This is a genomic window from Pseudomonas sp. TH08 (assembly GCF_016651275.1).
Taxonomy (GTDB): Bacteria; Pseudomonadota; Gammaproteobacteria; order Pseudomonadales; family Pseudomonadaceae; genus Aquipseudomonas.
In genome coordinates, this window is sequence record NZ_JAEKEE010000001.1 from 329,271 (window position 1) to 345,828 (window position 16,558).

The window sequence follows — 16,558 nt, forward strand, 5'->3', positions numbered from 1 at the left end:
TCACCATGCCACTGCCGCTGATCTACCACGAAGACTACAGCCCCGAGTTTCCGGCGGATCACCGCTTTCCCATGGACAAGTTTCGTCTGCTGCGCGATCACCTGGTCGACAGCGGTTTGACCCGCGATGCCGATCTGCTGCGTCCGGAAATCTGCCCCAACGACATCCTCGCCCTCGCCCATGACCGTGCGTATATCGAACGCTACATGAGCGGCGAGTTGTCCCGCGAAGACCAGCGGCGTCTTGGCTTGCCCTGGAACGAGGCGCTGGCGCGGCGCACGGTGCGCGCGGTCGGCGGTTCGATACTGGCGGCCGAGAAAGCGCTGGAGCACGGTTTGGCCTGTCACCTGGCCGGGGGCACCCATCACGCGCATTACGACTACCCGGCGGGGTTCTGCATCTTCAATGACCTGGCGATCATCAGCCATTACCTGCTGCAAAGCGGTCGGGTCAACCGGGTGCTGATTTTCGATTGCGATGTGCATCAGGGCGACGGCACGGCGCGAATTCTTCATGACACGCCGGAGGCGATTACCGTTTCCCTGCACTGCGAGAAGAATTTTCCTGCACGCAAAGCCGAAAGCGACTGGGACATTCCGCTGCCCAAAGGCATGGGCGATGCCGACTATCTAAAGGTCGTGGACGACACGCTCAACTATTTGCTGCCGCTGTATCAACCGGATCTGGTGCTGTATGACGCCGGTGTCGACGTGCACAAGGACGACGCCCTCGGTTATCTACAGCTGACCGACGAAGGCGTCGCCGCGCGCGATGAACGGGTGATGCGCCATTGCCTGGGCCGCGACATCCCGGTGATGGGCGTGATCGGCGGTGGCTACAGCAAAGATCGGCACGCCCTCGCCCGCCGCCACGGCATCCTCCATCACAGCGCGCAACGGGTATGGCAGTCACACGGTTGTCATTGAGCTGTGCTGCGTTACCCACAATCGCTGTGGAACTGCCTGTGGATAACCTGAGTGAAAGCGTCTACCGCCCATGCTGGCTATGGCGTACAGAACTATGGTTAATATTTAACCAACTCTGTGTAGGAGCTGCCGCAGGCTGCGATCTTTTGATTGGCTGCTAAAAATCAACAGCAAAAGTTCGCAGCCTGCGGCAGCTCCTACAGGAATCCCGGCTGTTAGAATGCGCGGCTTATCCCGCCATACCGCAGCGCTCGCCATGACCCAGAACTCCGCCTCCTCCCCCGCTCACGTCGCCATCATCGGCGGTGGCCCCGCTGGCCTGATGGCCGCTGAAGTGCTGAGCCAGGCCGGAATTCGCGTTGATCTGTACGACGGCATGCCCTCGGTAGGCCGCAAGTTTCTGTTGGCCGGGGTCGGCGGCATGAACATCACCCACTCCGAAGCCTACCCGGCATTCCTCTCACGCTACGCCGAGCGCGCGCCGAACATTGCCCCGCTGCTGCGCGACTTTGATGCCGATGCGCTGTGCAAATGGATTCATGACCTGGGCATCGAAACCTTCATCGGCAGCTCCGGCCGCGTGTTCCCCACCGACATGAAAGCCGCACCGCTGCTGCGCGCCTGGCTCAAGCGTCTGCGCGACAGCGGCGTCGTTATCCACACCCGCCACCGCTGGCTCGGTTGGGATGAACACGGCGCGTTGCGCATCGACAGCCCGGACGGCGAAAAAACGATCCAGGCCGACGCCACCCTGCTCGCCCTCGGCGGCGGCAGTTGGTCGCGCCTGGGCTCGGACGGTGCGTGGATGCTCGCGCTGGAGCAACGTGGTGTAGGACTGGCGCCCTTGCAGCCGAGTAATTGCGGCTTCGAAGTGCAGGCCTGGAGCGAACTGATGGTCAGCAAATTCGCCGGGGCGCCGCTGAAAAACATCGCCATTGGCTTGAACGACGACATCCCGCGTTTGGGCGAATGCGTGATCACCGCAACCGGGATTGAGGGCAGTCTGATTTACGCACTGTCGGCGCCGATTCGTGAGGCGATCAATGTGCACGGTGCAGCAACGATTCATATCGATCTGCTGCCCGGCCGGCCTGTGGATAAATTGCAGGCAGCGCTGAGTAAGCCGCGCGGTTCGCGTTCGATGGCCAAGCATTTGCACAGTCAGGTCGGGATTGATGGGGTGAAAGCGGCACTGTTGCGGGAGCTGACCGATGCGGCGACCTTCGCCGATCCGGCACTGTTGGCGCGGGCGATCAAGGCGCTACCGCTGACATTGGTGAAAAGCCGTCCATTGGACGAAGCGATCAGCAGTGCCGGTGGTGTGACGTTCGAGGCGATGGATGAGCGCTTGATGCTCAAGGCGTTGCCGGGGGTGTTCTGTGCGGGGGAAATGCTGGATTGGGAAGCGCCGACGGGCGGCTATCTGCTGACGGGGTGTTTTGCCAGCGGCCGGGCGGCGGGTTTTGGGATGCTGGAGTGGTTGCGCAAGGACTGAAGACCGCGTTGCGCCCTTCGCGAGCAGGCTCACTCCTACAGGGAAATTCGTTCCAATGTAGGTGTGAGCCTGCTCGCGATAGCGGCCTTACAGGTGCAGCGAATATTAAGGTTTACGCTTACGCGGTCCAGTGTTGAACACCGGCACTTTGCGCACTGGCTTGATCGAAGGCTCTGGCGCCTGCGTGTCGCCGCTGTCGACCCACTTGCCCAGGTTACGCTTGCCGCCCCCACCCGAAGTTTTCAGCTTCTTCGGTTTCTTCGGCTTCTTGATCACCTGACCAGTCGCATCGGTGTCCGGCACGCGATGCTCGGGCTCGAAGTCCGGTTCGTTCTGGCGCTTCAAGGTCTGGCGCGTCAGCATTTCAATCGCCGACAACATGTTCACTTCATCGGCACACACCAGCGAGATCGCCTCACCGGTCGCACCTGCACGGCCAGTACGGCCGATGCGGTGGATGTAATCCTCCGCGACGATCGGCAGATCGAAATTGACCACCAGTGGCAAATCTTCGATATCCAGACCACGCGCAGCCACGTCGGTGGCGACCAGAATCTGCACTTCACTCAACTTGAAACGTTCCAGCGCGCGCTGACGAGTGGCCTGCGGTTTGTCGCCATGGATACCGTCGGCGTTGACGCCCAGGCCTTGGAGTTTTTCCACCAGCGCATCGACGCCGTTGCGGGTCTTGGCGAACACCAGCACCTGCTTCCACTTGTTCTTGCGCATCAGGTGCACGAACAGTTCGGCCTTGCGCTTCTTGTCTACCGTTACCACCCACTGTTTGACGGTGTTGGCGGCGACGTTGCGTGGGCTGACTTCGATGCTCAATGGATCGTTGAGCATCTGCCCGGCCAACAAGCGGATGTCATCGGAGAAGGTCGCGGAGAACAGCAGGGTCTGGCGCTTTTTCGGCAGCATGCGGTAGATGTTCGCCAGTTCTTCGGAGAAGCCCAGGTCGAGCATACGATCGGCTTCATCCAGCACCAGAGTTTGCAACTGATCGAGTTTCAGCGCGTTCTGGCGGAACAGGTCAATCAAGCGACCGGGCGTAGCGACCAGCACATCGACGCCGCCGCGCAGCTTCATCATCTGCGGGTTGATGCTGACACCACCGTAAACCGCATAAGTGCGCAGCGGCAGGTTTTCGGCGTACTGGCGCACAGACTCATGAACCTGCTCGGCCAGCTCGCGAGTCGGCACCAGAATCAGCGCACGCGCCGAATTCGCGGTAACTTTTGGGCCTTCCATCGCCAGCAACTGCAACAGCGGCAAGGCGAAACCGGCGGTTTTGCCAGTGCCGGTCTGGGCCGCTGCCATCAGGTCACGACCGGCCAGCACGGCCGGAATGGCTTGCGCCTGAACCGGCGTCGGGGTCTGGTAGCCGAGCTTCTCAAGGGAGCGCAGCAAGGGTTCGATCAGGCCAAGGGTGGCGAAAGTCATGGAAGTACCGTAGGAAAAATCAGCGCGGTTGCGCAAAACAAGGATGCAATTGCGCGCAGTTTACCCTAATTCGTACGCGTTTCTGTGGGAACGGCTGTCGGCGCCACGACTGGCGGCTGTGCTGGCCGGCGCCACTGCGGCAAGCCAATAAGCACCACGGCGCTGATGATCACCAGCATCGCCAGCGCTTCTTCGATCCCGATGGTCTCGCCAACGAACACGATCCCGAGCAGCACCGCCACCGCCGGGTTGACGTAGGCATAACTGGTCGCCGCGGCCGGACGCACATGCTTGAGCAGGTACATATAAGAGTTGAAGGCGATGATCGAGCCGAAAAAGATCAGGTACGCCAGCGCCAGCCAGCCTTCGATGGGCGGCAGCGCTTGCAAGTGTTCGCCGCTCACGGCACTGCCGATCAGCAGCACCACGCCGCCAACCAGCATTTCCACAGCACTGGCCATCGCCCCCTGCGGCAACGGCAAGTGCTTGCTCCAGACAGAACCGAACGCCCAGGTCGCCGCCGCAAAAATCAGCAACGCCGCGCCCATCGGGCTCGATTGCAGGTTGGAGCCCATGTTGAGCATGGCGATGCCGATAATCCCCAAGCCGACACCGGCCCACTCCAGACGAGTGTTACGCGCGCCCCAGAAATAACCAAACAGCAAGGTGAACAACGGCACCGTCGCCACCGCCAACGCCGCCACACCCGAAGCCACGCCGGTATGCTCGGCGATACTTACGGCGCCATTACCGAAACTCAGCAGCAAAATCCCGATGATCCCCGCCGCTTTCCACTGCGCCCAGGTCGGCGCCGGCGCCCCGCGCCAGCGCAGGAAGGCGTACATCAGGCTGCCCGCGATGACGAAGCGCACCCCGCCAAGCATCAGCGGCGGCCAGTACTCGACGCCGAGGCGAATCACCAGGTAGGTCGATCCCCAAATCACATACAGCGCGAAAAACGCAGCAATCAACGGTAAGGAAAAACGGCGCAAGGCAGGCATGGGCAGCTCAAATATCAGCGTCAGTGAATAGATTATTCTAGAAAGGCCAGGGAGCAAAAATAAGCTACAAAACCTGTTTATCACGCCGGTACACTTTGGAAATCACGGAGATCGATGGAATAAACCGCGATTTCGAAAGTCTGGCATTTTCAGGAAGTTTCCCTTGGATAAATACGACCGCATGCTGCTCAGCGCCCTGCTCGAAAACGGCCGCGCGTCCTACGCCGATCTGGCGCGCAAAGTGAACCTGTCCGCCCCGGCCGTCGCCGAACGGGTGGCCAAGCTTGAGGCATCCGGGGTGATTACCGGGTATGAGGCGAAAATCGACCTGTCGAAAATCGGGCTGCCGATCCAATGCGTGATCGAGTTGCGCCTGCACCAGAACGGCAGTCAGAAGGTGTATGACGAGTTGGTGAAAATTCCGCAGCTGACCGAGTGTTTTCGAGTAACAGGCGATCCGTGCGTGATCATGAAAGGCGCGGTGGGCTCGATGCCCGAGCTTGAGGAGTTGATCAATCGCGTGGCGAAATTCGGCTTCAGCAAGACGTCGATTGTGCTGTCCAGCGCCATCGAAAAACGCGTGCCGCTCGACCACATCGAAAACAACGGCAAATCCTGAGGACGAACATGCCCCTGTGGGAGCGAGCCTGCTCGCGAATGCGGTTTTTCATTCAACATTGATGTTGCCTGATACACCGCTTTCGCGAGCAGGCTCGCTCCCATAGGGGCTTTGTGTGGGGCGCGGGATCAGCGGTAGCGCTGCAGGTGTTCGCTGACTTTGGCGGCGGGGACTTTCTGCAGTTTGCACAGCAGGTCATGCGATAGCTCGCGCACGCCATGCTTGTCGCGCAACTCTGCGGCCAGATGCGCCATCAGGTTGGCCGCCATCTCGGCATCGGCCATGGCCCGGTGAGCCTGGCCAGTGTGCGGCAGGCGCGCAAAAGTGGTGAGCGTGCCGAGCTTGTGATTCGGTGCGGCCGGCATCAATCGACGCGCCAGCAGCAGCGAACAGGCAAAGTTCTGCAAGCGCGTGCGCTTGATCCGCCCCAGCTCGAAATCCCAGAACTTCTGGTCGAACGAAGCGTTGTGCGCGACCAGTGGCGTGCAGCCGACGAATTCGTTGACCTCGTTCATCACCTGCTCCGCCGGCGGCGCGGTGCGCAGCATGGCGTTGCTGATGCCGGTCAGTTGCTCGATGAACGCCGGGACGCGCACGCCAGCGTTCATCAGGCTCTGGTAACGCTCGACGATACGGCCGTTTTCCAGCATGACCACGGCGATTTCCGTGGCGCGACAGCTGCTGTTCGGCGAGAGGCCGGTGGTTTCAAAGTCGATGACTGCAATGCGTTCCAAACCGGGATGTACTCCGTCCAATTCAATTTCTCGGGTGCAGCTTAATTCTTCAGAAGCAGCGCGCCTTCGATCGGCACGTAGCGGCTGGCGGCACGAATCAGCGAGTTCGCGGTCAGGCCGGGCACGCCATAGGCGACTGCCTGCACCCCGTGTTTGCTGATGATGCGTTCGAGCAGCATGTCGAAATCGCCGTCACCGGAAGCGAGGACGACTTCGTCGACATGGTCGGCGGCGTCCATGATGTCGAGGGTGATGCCCACGTCCCAGTCGCCCTTGGCCGAGCCGTCGCTGCGCTGGATGTAGGGCTTGAGTTTCACGGTAAACCCGAGGTTGCGCAGGATCTGCTGGAACTGCTGCTGCTTGCTGTCGCCACGGTCGATCGCGTAGGCGTAGGCCTCGACAATCTGCCCGTCCTTGCTGATATCCGCCCACAGCGCGGCATAGTTGAAGTGGCAACCATAGGCCTGACGCACGGTGTAGTAGAGGTTCTGCACGTCGGCGAACACTGCGATTTTTTTCACCGGAGTTCCTGTGAGCGCGCGAGCGCAAGAAGCGGGATCAGGCGCGGGGCCCGAAAAAGGCGCTCAGTATGCCAGCCAAGAGGAAGGTTCAGCGAATAATCACCGGCAGGCGCGCAGGTGCTGCTGACGAGTGGTGAGGGGATTTATCCCCTCACCACAGGTTTGGTGTCAAACCTGATGAATGCAGGTGTCAGACGAAGGAGTCGTCGTCATCGAAGAATGATGAGTTGTCGTCGCTGCTGTAATCAGTGTCGGTGAAGCCGCCCTGATCGTTGCCGGCCATGCGCTGATCATCGCCCCAGCCACTGCTGCTCTGGTCGGCCACCTGTGCCGGCTCTTCCTTGATCACCTCAACGATTTCCTGCGGTTGCTGGTTGTGATGGAACAGGCTGCTGATGCCTTGCGCCAGCATCACGCCACCGGCCACACCGGCCGCAGTTTTCAGCGCGCCACCGAGGAAGCTGCTGCCCGCCGCCGGAGCGGCTTGCTGCGCGTAGTTAGGCGGCGGCGCGCCGAAGTTCTGCTGGGGCGCAGGCGCGTTAAAGTTCTGCTGCGGCGCCGGCTCGCGCCAGCCGCCGGTCGAGGCTGGAGCGCTTTGGGTTGGCGCTGGGCGCGAGCTGCCGCCACCAAAGATGCTCGACAAAAACCCGCCGCCGCTCGGCGCAGGCGCGGCACTTTGTGCTTTGGCCGATTGCAGTTCCGCCTGCAATTGCTGAATTTGCTGGGTCAGTTGCTTGTTCTGCTCATCGAGGCTCTTGAGCGCAGCCTCTTGCACCAGAATCGCCTGGGTCATGAAATAACCTGCGGCCGGTTGGCGCGTCAGGTGTTCCTTGATCCGCGTTTCAGCCTGGGCATCGCGCGGGGCTGCCTCCGTTTCGGCCTGTTGCAGCCGGGAAAACAGTCCATCGATCAGGGTTTGCTCTTCGCTGTTCATGGCGACCTCGTAGATTGCCGGGGATAACATTGCCCTCGTCCACATTGGACAAGGTGCTCTCCTGTAATGGAGACAGTGACAAAACGTTTCAATGACCTTTACCGAATGTTTACGTTCGTGTCGCCTCGCGCATCATCGGTTAAAGTGAGCCACTGTTTTCGACCTGCGATACCGACTGATGAATGCCCTCGAAGTACTGCGCGACTCTCTGTATTTTTTCAAACGCCATTTGGGCAGCATCGTGCAGCTGTGCCTGCCGCTGGTGATTTTCGAAGCGTTTCTGCAGCAAGTGGTCGATCACAACAGCGACCCGGAGAGTTTTTCCTCGGTCAGCGTGGTCGTCGGCCTGCTGGTTTACCCGTTGTACACCGCCGCACTGATCCTGTTTCTCGACGCCCGCACCCGTGGCGAAGCGCCGCGCACCCTCGATCTGCTGGCGATGTCTGCGCGCCTGTGGCCGCGTTTCGCCCTGCTGACAGCGCTTAACACCCTGCTGATCCTGTTGGGCCTGTCGCTGTATTTCCTGCCGGGGCTGATCTTGATGGTCATGCTCGCGTTCGGCGAATACCTGCTGGTACTGCGCGGCATGGGGCCGTTGCAGGCAATGAAAGAAAGCCTGCGCCTGACTCGCGGGCATTTCTGGCGAATCCTGCTGTGCATTCTCTGCGTGATGACACCCCTGTGGTTGCTCAAGGGCGCGACACTGGCGGTGTATCCGGAGCCGCAAAACCCGGCGATCGCCGTGCTGATCGAAAGCGCTCACAGTTTCCTGCAACTGTTCACCAGTGTGGTGTTGTTCCGGCTGTTCATGCTGATCAGCGAATTGCCTGACAAACGTGACGGAGCGGTCTGACCGCACGGCGCTTGGGCATCGCGACCGCCCTCAGGTATGCTCGGGGCCACTTTCTGTAACGCTATAAGCCGAGCCATGACCCGTCTACTGCGCTACACCCTGATGCTTTTTGTGCTCGCCGTCGTCCTGATCGGCGTGCTGATGTTCAGCCTGACCTGGCGCCCCGACGCCCGCGAAACCCTGCCGGTCAGTTGCACCGGCAAGCCGCCGACGCTGGTGCCCGGGCAAGCGCTGAAAGTCATGACCTGGAACGTGCAGTATCTGGCCGGCAAGCGATATGTGTTCTGGAATGACCTGGCACAGGGTGATGACGAAGCACCCACGCCGGAAGACATGGCCTTCAGCCTCGACGAAGTGGCGCGGGTGATTCGCGATGAGCAGCCCGATGTGGTGCTGTTGCAGGAACTGGATGACGGCGCCAAAGCCAGCGACTATCAAGACCAGCTCAAGCTGTTGCAGGAACGCGTCGCCGATTTGTATCCGTGCAGCGCCCATGCCTTTGACTGGAAGGCTGACTTTGTCCCGGATCCGCATATCTTCGGCAGCGTTGGCCGGCAGCTGGCGACGCTGAGCCGCTATCGCATCGAACACGCCGAACGCCTGCAACTGCCGGTGGCCTCGAGCAACTTCATCAGCCGTCAGTTTCAACCGAAAGACGCCCTGCTCGCGACCAAACTGCCGCTCAGCGATGGTGGGCAACTGACCGTATTCAACACCCACCTGGAGCGTGCCCGGCAACCGGACAACACCTTGCAAACGCAAGTGAGCGCCGTGGCCAAAGTGCTCGACAAGTATGAAAGCCAAGGCCTGCCCTGGCTGATCGGTGGCGACTTCAACCTGCTGCCGCTCGGCCAATATCGGCGCTTGCCCGCCGAACAGCGCACGCCCTACTCGGCCGACAGCGAACTGCACCTGCTGTGGGACAAATACCCGATGATCCCGACCAACAACGAGGCCAGCGGCATCGACCGCGCGCAGTGGCTGACCCACTACCCCAACGACCCCGGCCTGAACGGCCCGGATCGCACGGTCGACTATCTGTTCTACAGCCCGAAAATCAAACGTATCGAAGCGATGGTGCGCCAGGACGACACGCTGCGCATCTCCGATCACCTGCCGGTGATCGCGCGTTTCCTCCTGCCCGCCGCGCCTTGAGCCTGGTTTTCCTCATAACCTTCAATACAACAATGCCCCTGTAGGAGCTGCCGAAGGCTGCGATCTCTTGATCTTAAAAAACAAGATCAAAAGATCGCAGCCTTCGGCAGCTCCTACAGGGGTATTGCGTGATCAGTGCACTTCTTCCAGATCGTCGTGCAGCAGGCCGAAGATCTGCCGTTTCATGTCGATGAATGAGCGTTCCATGACCATGTCCAGCGAGCGCGGACGCTCGATCGGTACGTCGAGAATCTGCTTGATCCGCCCCGGCTTGGCGCCCATCACATAGACCCGGTCACCGAGCAGAATCGCTTCGTCGATGTCGTGGGTGACGAACAGCACGGTTTTTTTGCTGTTGCCCCACACCCGCAGCAACAACTGCTGCATCTGCAAACGCGTTTGGCTATCCAGCGCACCGAACGGTTCGTCCATCAGCAAAATCTGCGGATCATTGGCCAGCGCCCGCGCAATCGCCACGCGCTGCATCATCCCGCCCGAGAGCTGTTTGGCGTAGCTGTCGGCGAACCCGGCGAGGCCGACTTCGTTGACGTAGTAATCGACAATCTCTTTGCGCCGCGCCGCCGGCAGGCCACGACGCTTGAGGCCGAACTCGACGTTCTGTCGTACCGTCAGCCACGGGAACAACGTATAGCTCTGAAAGACCATGCCGCGATCCGCGCCGGGACCTTGCACCTGCTGGCCGCCGACGTAGATCTCGCCGGAGGTGGGTTCGGCCAGGCCAGCGGTCAAGTACAACAGGCTCGACTTGCCGCAACCCGACGGCCCGACCAGCACGGCGAACTGCTGATCCGGCACTTCGAATGAAACCTCTTCCAGCGCGGTAAACGTTCCGCCATCGGGCTTCTTGTAGCGCAGGCTGACCTTGTCCACCTGCAAGCGTGGCGCGGCCTGCACCGGTGCCGCGACCGGTTCGATAAAACGATGATTGGCAGCAGTCACTGAGCCCATGCGGCAACCCTCAAGCGGAGAAAACGGAACAGTTGATCAGTCACCAGACCGAGCAGGCCGATGATCGCGATGGCGAGGAAAATCACGTCAACCTGAAAGCCGCGCATGGCTTTCAGACTCAAATAGCCGAGGCCACTGGACGCCGCGACCAGTTCGGCCACCACCAGATAGGTCCAGGCCCAGCCCATGGTTACCCGCAAAGTGTCGAGCACGCCGGGCACCGAGGCCGGGGCGATCACATGCAACACCGCATCACGGCGGTTGGAACCCAAGGTGTAGGAGGCGTTGATCAAGTCCTTGGAAATACCTTTCGACACATCGGCAATCATCACCAGTTGCTGGAAGAACACACCGAAGATAATCACCGACACCCGCTGTTCCAGACCGATGCCGATCCACAGGATGAACAGCGGCACGAACGAGGTCACCGGCAGATAACGAATGAAGTTCACCAGCGGTTCCAGAAACGCCTGGACGATGCGGAAGCTGCCCATCAGTAATCCCAACGGTACCGCCACCAGCGACGACACAATGAAGCCGACCATCACCACTTCGACACTGGCCCAGACATGCGTGCCAAGGGTGCCGTCGCGGCTCAACCGCACGGCCGCTTCGACCACCGCGCCCGGCGTAGGCAAGAACATCCCCGGCACGATGCCGCCGTAGGACAACCCGGCCCACAGACCGACCAACAACACCCAGGCCAGACCGCTGGCGCTCCACACCACGGGTACCGGCAAAGCGGTTTTCGGCGTGAGGCTGCGGCTCAGCCACGAATTGCGCTTGAACATTGCAGACCTCCTAGAGCGGGCTGACGAAACGGTTGTCGACCAACTCGTCATGACTGACGTTGTAGGGTTTGCCTTGCAACTCGCTGGCGGTTTCGTTGGCCAGTTTGATCAACGCGGCGCTGTCACCCGGCTGGCCCGGTGCGCCGAGGAGCTTCTCGCTCATGGCCTGATCGTAGAAGCGCACGCCTTGCGCGGCGGCAGCCAGTTCCTTCGGATCGGACAGGTAACCGCCGACGCCTTTGGCCATGATTTTGTAAGCGTCTTCCGGGTGATCCTTGGTGTATTGCACGGCTTTGTACAAACCGGCGACCAGCGCCTTGACGTCCTCCGGCTGTTTTTCGATGACGCTGCAGTTGAGCGCCACCACATCGACGATCACTCCGGGCGTGGTGCTGCTGTCGATCAACACCTTGCCTTGCTGCTTGTCGCGGACCATCGACAGATGCGGTTCCCAAGTCACCGCAGCGGGCACGCGACCGGCGATGAACGCGGTGGCGGCATCGTCAGCGGTCATGTTCTGCACGGTGATGTCGCTCATTTTCATGCCGTTCTTTTTCAGCAGATACGAGAGCCAGAACTGCGAGGTCGAGCCTTCGTTCACCGCGACGGATTTGCCCTTGAGTTCTTGCAGGCTTTGCACATCCTTGCCGACCAGCACGCCGTCGCCGCCATGGCTGTCATCCAGTGCCGCGACCGCCTTGAAGCAGAATTGCGGCCGGTACTTGAGCACTTCGTCGATGGTCGACGCCGAGCCCGAGAGTTGCCCGGACGCCTGCGCGGCCATGTACATCGAGGCTTCTTCAACCACGGGCAATTCGACGGTCAGACCTTTTTCCTTGAAATAGCCCAGGTCCTGAGCCAGATAAAGCGTGCCGTAACCGACCCACGTGGTGTGGCCGATGGACAGGGTGCCGGCCTGGGCGCTGGTCGCGACCGTGGCGGCAAGGGCGGTGATCGCCAGAGGATGAGCGAGACGGATACACAAGGACTTGATCATGGAGCACTCCCGACGCTGTTGATTTAGTTTTGTCATGGGCAGTACGGCCAGCGCCAAATGATGTGAATCCACGCTGCGGTCTCTGCTGGACTCTGGCGTGAAAGGCTTGGGCTGGCGAGATCGATGGTGGCCCATGTGCGCGGTGAGGAAAATCAGGAAATTGTTGGCTGCGAACAATGAAAAAACTGCTTAGGGCGCACCGCAAAAGAGCGGGGCTTGCGCGGATGTTCGAGGTCGGTGCAAGTCGGGGATTTTCTGTGACAGAAAGAATGCCATCGCTGGCAAGCCAGCTCCCACAGGGATCTCGGGCGTGCCCGGATTTTGTGAGCACCACTGAATACTGTAGGAGCGAGCCTGCTCGCGATGGCGCCCCGTCGGCCGATATCTTTGCTGCCTGACCCACCGCTATCGCGAGCAGGCTCACTCCTACAAGGATCTAAGGTGTGCCCGGATTTTGTGAGCACCACTGAAACCTGTGGGAGCTGGCTTGCCAGCGATGGCGTCCGGTCAGTCGACATCTTTGCTGCCTGACCCACCGCTATCGCGAGCAGGCTCACTCCTACAAGGATCTAAGGTGTGCCCGGATTTTGTGAGCACCGCTGAATACTGTAGGAGTGAGCCTGCTCGCGATGGCGTCCGGTCAGTCGACATCTTTGCTGCCTGACCCACCGCTATCGCGAGCAGGCTCACTCCTACAAGGATCTAAGGTGTGCCCGGATTTTGTGAGCACCACTGAAACCTGTGGGAGCTGGCTTGCCAGCGATGGCGTCCGGTCAGTCGACATCTTTGCTGCCTGACCCACCGCTATCGCGAGCAGGCTCACTCCTACATGGATCTAAGGTATGCCCGGATTTTGTGAGCACCGCTGAAACCTGTGTGGCTTGCCAGCGATGGCGTCCGGTCAGTCGATATCTTTGCTGCCTGACCCACCGCTATCGCGAGCAGGCTCACTCCTACAAGGATCTAAGGTGTGCCCGGATTTTGTGAGCACCGCTGAATACTGTAGGAGTGAGCCTGCTCGCGATGGCGTCCGGTCAGTCGACATCTTTGCTGCCTGACCCACCGCTATCGCGAGCAGGCTCACTCCTACATGGATCTAAGGTATGCCCGGATTTTGTGAGCACCGCTGAATACTGTAGGAGTGAGCCTGCTCGCGATGGCGTCCGGTCAGTCGACATCTTTGCTGCCTGACCCACCGCTATCGCGAGCAGGCTCACTCCTACAAGGATCTAAGGTGTGCCCGGATTTTGTGAGCACCACTGAAACCTGTGGGAGCTGGCTTGCCAGCGATGGCGTCCGGTCAGTCGATATCTTTGCCGCCTGACCCATCGCTATCGCGAGCAGGCTCACTCCTACAGGGGATGTGTGATCGACACAAAACTCTTTTGGGAGTGAGCCTGCTCGCGAAGGGGGCGACGCGGTATCAGCGCAATTGGAACCAAGTGGTTTTCAGTTGGGTGTATTTGTCGAATGAATGCAGCGACAAATCGCGGCCAAAACCCGATTGCTTGCCGCCGCCAAACGGCACGGTCACGTCCAGCGCATCGACGGTATTGACCGACACCGTGCCGGCACGCGACCGTCGCGCCACGCGATGCGCGCGATGCAGATCATCGGTCCACAGCGATGCCGCCAGCCCGTAGACGCTGTCATTCGCCAGACGCACGGCCTCCTCTTCACTGTCGAACGGCACCACCGCCAGCACCGGCCCGAACACCTCTTCACGAAACAGCGACATGTCGGCTTTCACACCGGTGAAAATCGTCGGCTCGATGAAATTGTCCGAACCATTGAAACGCCGTTGCCGGCCGCCGCATACCAGCGTCGCGCCCTGCTCTTGTGCCTGGCGAATGGCGCGCATGATGCCCGCCGTCTGCCGCTGATCAACGATGGCACCCGCGCGGCTCTGCGGATCCAGCGGATCGCCCGGCAACCAAAGTTCGGCCTGCGCTTTTAGGCGCTCGACAAACTCATCATGAATCGAACGTTCCACCAGCAACCGCGAGTTGGCCGAACAGACTTCGCCCTGGTTGAGGAAGATCCCGAACGCGGCTTTCTCCGCCGCCAGATCCAGATCCCGGCAATCGGCGAAGACCAGATTGGCGCTCTTGCCGCCGCACTCCAGCCATACCTGTTTGAGGTTGGATTGCGCCGCGTATTGCATGAAATATTTGCCGACCTGCGTCGAACCGGTAAACACCAGACAGTCGACATCCGCGTGCAAGCCCAAGGCCTTGCCGGCCTGCTCGCCGAGCCCCGGCAGTACGTTCAGCACACCCGGCGGCAGGCCCGCCTCCAGCGCCAGCTCGGCCAGACGCAATGCCGAAAACGGTGACTGCTCGGCGGGTTTGAGAATCACCGAATTGCCCGCCGCCAACGCTGGCGCGAGTTTCCACGCGGCCATGTCCAAGGGAAAATTCCACGGCACCACCGCAGCGACTACACCGAGGGCTTCGCGGGTAATGGTCGCCAGCACGTTGGACGCGCTCGGCGCCACCTGATCGTAGAGCTTGTCGACACTTTCGGCGTACCAGCGGAACACCCCGGTGGCACCCGGCACATCAATGTTGTAGGCATCCTTCACCGGTTTGCCCATGTTCAATGAGTCGAGCAGCGCCAGCTCTTCGCGATGGCTCATCAACAAATCGGCCAGACGCAACAGCACTTGCTTGCGCTCGGCCGGCGAGCGTTGCGACCAAGTGCCGGACTCGAACACCTGTCGGGCATTGCGCACCGCCGCGTCGACATCGGCCTCGCCGCACGCAGCAACGTTGGCCAGTAACTGGCCGGTAGCCGGGTTGATCGCGGCAAAGGTCTGCCCCGACTGCGCCGCGCAGTGTTGGCCGTTGATCACGGCTTGATCGGGAAACTTCAATGCAACGGCCTGGCGCTGCCACTCTGCAAACTCGAACACGTCGGATGCTCCTTGGGCTTTATTGTGCAGTCGATGGTCGCTCAGGCCTGCGCGAGCTAAAAATAGTAAAAATGTCTTCGCAGGCAATAAAAACACTGGGCAATGACTTCCCCCAAACACTGCGCAGGTGGCTATGGTTGAAGGATAAAAACAACGTCGCGCAGCGGACGCGGCGGCGCACAAATTGCTTGGAAGTCGAGTCCGCTCGTCCTGAGGTTTGCCGTGGCCGCCTACAATTTGCGTCAGTTGAAATATTTCATCACCACCGTCGAATGCGGCAGCGTTGCCGAGGCTTCACGCAAGCTCTACATCGCCCAACCGGCGATCTCCACGGCGATCAAGGCGCTGGAAGACAGCTTCGCCGTGCAACTGCTGATCCGCCATCACGCCCAAGGGGTTTCCCTGACACCCAGCGGCGCACGTTTCTTGCGCAAGGCTCAGGAACTGCTGCGCATGGCCAAGGAGTTCGAGCAGAACGCATTGGCCGACAACGATGTGGTCGCCGGGCAGATCGACATCGGCTGTTTCGAAACCGTCGCGCCGTTATACCTGCCGCAATTGATCGCCGGGTTTTCCGCCCTGTACCCGGGGGTAAAAATCCGCATCCGCGACGGCGAGCAACAGGAACTGGTGCAAGGCCTGACCTCGGGCGCATTTGACCTGGTGATCCTCTATGAACACGAACTCGACGCGACGATTCAGACCGAACCGCTGATGCCGGCGCAACGGCCATATGCGTTGCTACCCGCCGACCATCGCTTTGCCGAGTACAAGCAGGTTTCGCTACGGGACTTGTGCCTGGAGCCGATGATCCTGCTCGACGTGCAACCGAGCCGGACCTACTTCGTCAGCCTCTTCGAAGAATTGGGCCTGACGCCGCGCATCGACTTCAGCTCACCGTCAATCGAGATGGTCCGTGGAATGGTCGGCCAGGGTTTCGGCTTCTCGATACTGGTGACGCGGCCGCATTCGGAATGCACCTACGATGGCAAGAAAGTCGTGTGCGTGGAAATTGCCGAGGACGTCACCGGCTCAGGATTGGTGGCGGCGTGGCTCAAGCGTGGGCAACTGACCAAACCGGCGCAGTTGTTTGCCGATTACTGCCGCGAGCAACTGACCGCCAAGAGCCGTTTTTAAAATCGAAAGATCGCAGCCTGCGGCAGCTCCCACAGTAGATAGATGTTGCGCCAACTCCAGCACTGTAGA

Annotated in this window: 15 protein-coding genes; 6 read left to right on the forward strand and 9 right to left on the reverse strand. The window is 60.5% G+C overall.

What is annotated here, in order from left to right; genetic code table 11:
- Window positions 1-5 precede the first annotated feature (5 nt).
- Window positions 6-926 (forward strand): histone deacetylase family protein, encoded by a 921-nt coding sequence (locus JFT91_RS01590; protein ID WP_201231410.1) that lies wholly within the window; start codon window positions 6-8, stop codon window positions 924-926.
- 256 nt (window positions 927-1,182) lie between these two features.
- Window positions 1,183-2,421: a TIGR03862 family flavoprotein gene (locus JFT91_RS01595; protein WP_201231411.1), complete on the forward strand. Its 1,239-nt coding sequence runs from the start codon at window positions 1,183-1,185 to the stop codon at window positions 2,419-2,421.
- Between the two features lie 105 nt (window positions 2,422-2,526).
- On the opposite strand, the gene rhlE1 is transcribed toward JFT91_RS01595, so the two are convergent.
- Window positions 2,527-3,864, reverse strand: coding sequence for an RNA helicase RhlE1 (gene rhlE1 / locus JFT91_RS01600; RefSeq protein ID WP_201231412.1), 1,338 nt, complete (start codon window positions 3,862-3,864; stop codon window positions 2,527-2,529).
- Window positions 3,865-3,929: 65 nt separating this feature from the next.
- On the reverse strand, window positions 3,930-4,865 hold the full coding sequence (gene yedA / locus JFT91_RS01605; RefSeq protein ID WP_201228610.1) for a drug/metabolite exporter YedA: 936 nt from the start codon (window positions 4,863-4,865) through the stop codon (window positions 3,930-3,932).
- A 163-nt stretch (window positions 4,866-5,028) separates the two neighbouring features.
- On the opposite strand from yedA, the gene JFT91_RS01610 reads away from it, so the two are divergent.
- Window positions 5,029-5,484, forward strand: coding sequence for an Lrp/AsnC family transcriptional regulator (locus JFT91_RS01610; RefSeq protein WP_201231413.1), 456 nt, complete (start codon window positions 5,029-5,031; stop codon window positions 5,482-5,484).
- A 128-nt stretch (window positions 5,485-5,612) separates the two neighbouring features.
- On the opposite strand, the gene JFT91_RS01615 is transcribed toward JFT91_RS01610, so the two are convergent.
- The 3 genes from JFT91_RS01615 to JFT91_RS01625 form a co-directional block, all read right to left on the reverse strand.
- The gene (locus JFT91_RS01615) at window positions 5,613-6,218 is read right to left on the reverse strand and encodes a 3'-5' exonuclease (protein ID WP_201231414.1); all 606 of its coding nucleotides are present in this window, start codon (window positions 6,216-6,218) and stop codon (window positions 5,613-5,615) included.
- A gap of 41 nt (window positions 6,219-6,259) precedes the next feature.
- Complete coding sequence (locus tag JFT91_RS01620) at window positions 6,260-6,739, reverse strand: LabA-like NYN domain-containing protein (protein ID WP_016986151.1); 480 nt, start codon at window positions 6,737-6,739, stop codon at window positions 6,260-6,262.
- Window positions 6,740-6,929: 190 nt separating this feature from the next.
- Entirely contained in the window at window positions 6,930-7,673 is a 744-nt protein-coding gene (locus JFT91_RS01625) for a DUF2076 domain-containing protein (RefSeq protein ID WP_201232224.1), read from the reverse strand.
- Between the two features lie 178 nt (window positions 7,674-7,851).
- Between JFT91_RS01625 and JFT91_RS01630 the strand changes: the two genes are divergently transcribed.
- Window positions 7,852-8,526 (forward strand): YciC family protein, encoded by a 675-nt coding sequence (locus JFT91_RS01630; protein WP_201231415.1) that lies wholly within the window; start codon window positions 7,852-7,854, stop codon window positions 8,524-8,526.
- Window positions 8,527-8,601: 75 nt separating this feature from the next.
- Window positions 8,602-9,681 carry an endonuclease/exonuclease/phosphatase family protein gene (locus JFT91_RS01635; protein WP_201231416.1) on the forward strand — a complete coding sequence of 360 codons (1,080 nt, stop codon included), beginning with the start codon at window positions 8,602-8,604 and terminating at the stop codon, window positions 9,679-9,681.
- Between the two features lie 132 nt (window positions 9,682-9,813).
- Here the strand turns inward: JFT91_RS01635 and JFT91_RS01640 are convergent, their stop codons facing one another.
- The 4 genes from JFT91_RS01640 to JFT91_RS01655 all read right to left on the reverse strand — a co-directional run bounded on the left by JFT91_RS01640 (window position 9,814) and on the right by JFT91_RS01655 (window position 15,352).
- Window positions 9,814-10,650 carry an ABC transporter ATP-binding protein gene (locus JFT91_RS01640; RefSeq protein ID WP_201231417.1) on the reverse strand — a complete coding sequence of 279 codons (837 nt, stop codon included), beginning with the start codon at window positions 10,648-10,650 and terminating at the stop codon, window positions 9,814-9,816.
- Complete coding sequence (locus tag JFT91_RS01645; RefSeq protein WP_103303657.1) at window positions 10,638-11,441, reverse strand: ABC transporter permease; 804 nt, start codon at window positions 11,439-11,441, stop codon at window positions 10,638-10,640. The genes JFT91_RS01640 and JFT91_RS01645 overlap by 13 nt, the downstream gene beginning before the upstream one ends.
- Window positions 11,442-11,451: 10 nt before the next feature.
- A complete protein-coding gene (locus JFT91_RS01650; protein WP_201231418.1) occupies window positions 11,452-12,438 on the reverse strand; it encodes an ABC transporter substrate-binding protein in 987 nt (328 codons plus the stop codon).
- Window positions 12,439-13,861: 1,423 nt separating this feature from the next.
- On the reverse strand, window positions 13,862-15,352 hold the full coding sequence (locus JFT91_RS01655; RefSeq protein ID WP_201231419.1) for an aldehyde dehydrogenase family protein: 1,491 nt from the start codon (window positions 15,350-15,352) through the stop codon (window positions 13,862-13,864).
- Between the two features lie 222 nt (window positions 15,353-15,574).
- Here JFT91_RS01655 and JFT91_RS01660 point away from each other — a divergent pair, with 222 nt between their 5' ends.
- Window positions 15,575-16,489: a LysR substrate-binding domain-containing protein gene (locus JFT91_RS01660; RefSeq protein WP_201231420.1), complete on the forward strand. Its 915-nt coding sequence runs from the start codon at window positions 15,575-15,577 to the stop codon at window positions 16,487-16,489.
- The last annotated feature ends 69 nt before the right edge of the window (window positions 16,490-16,558 follow it).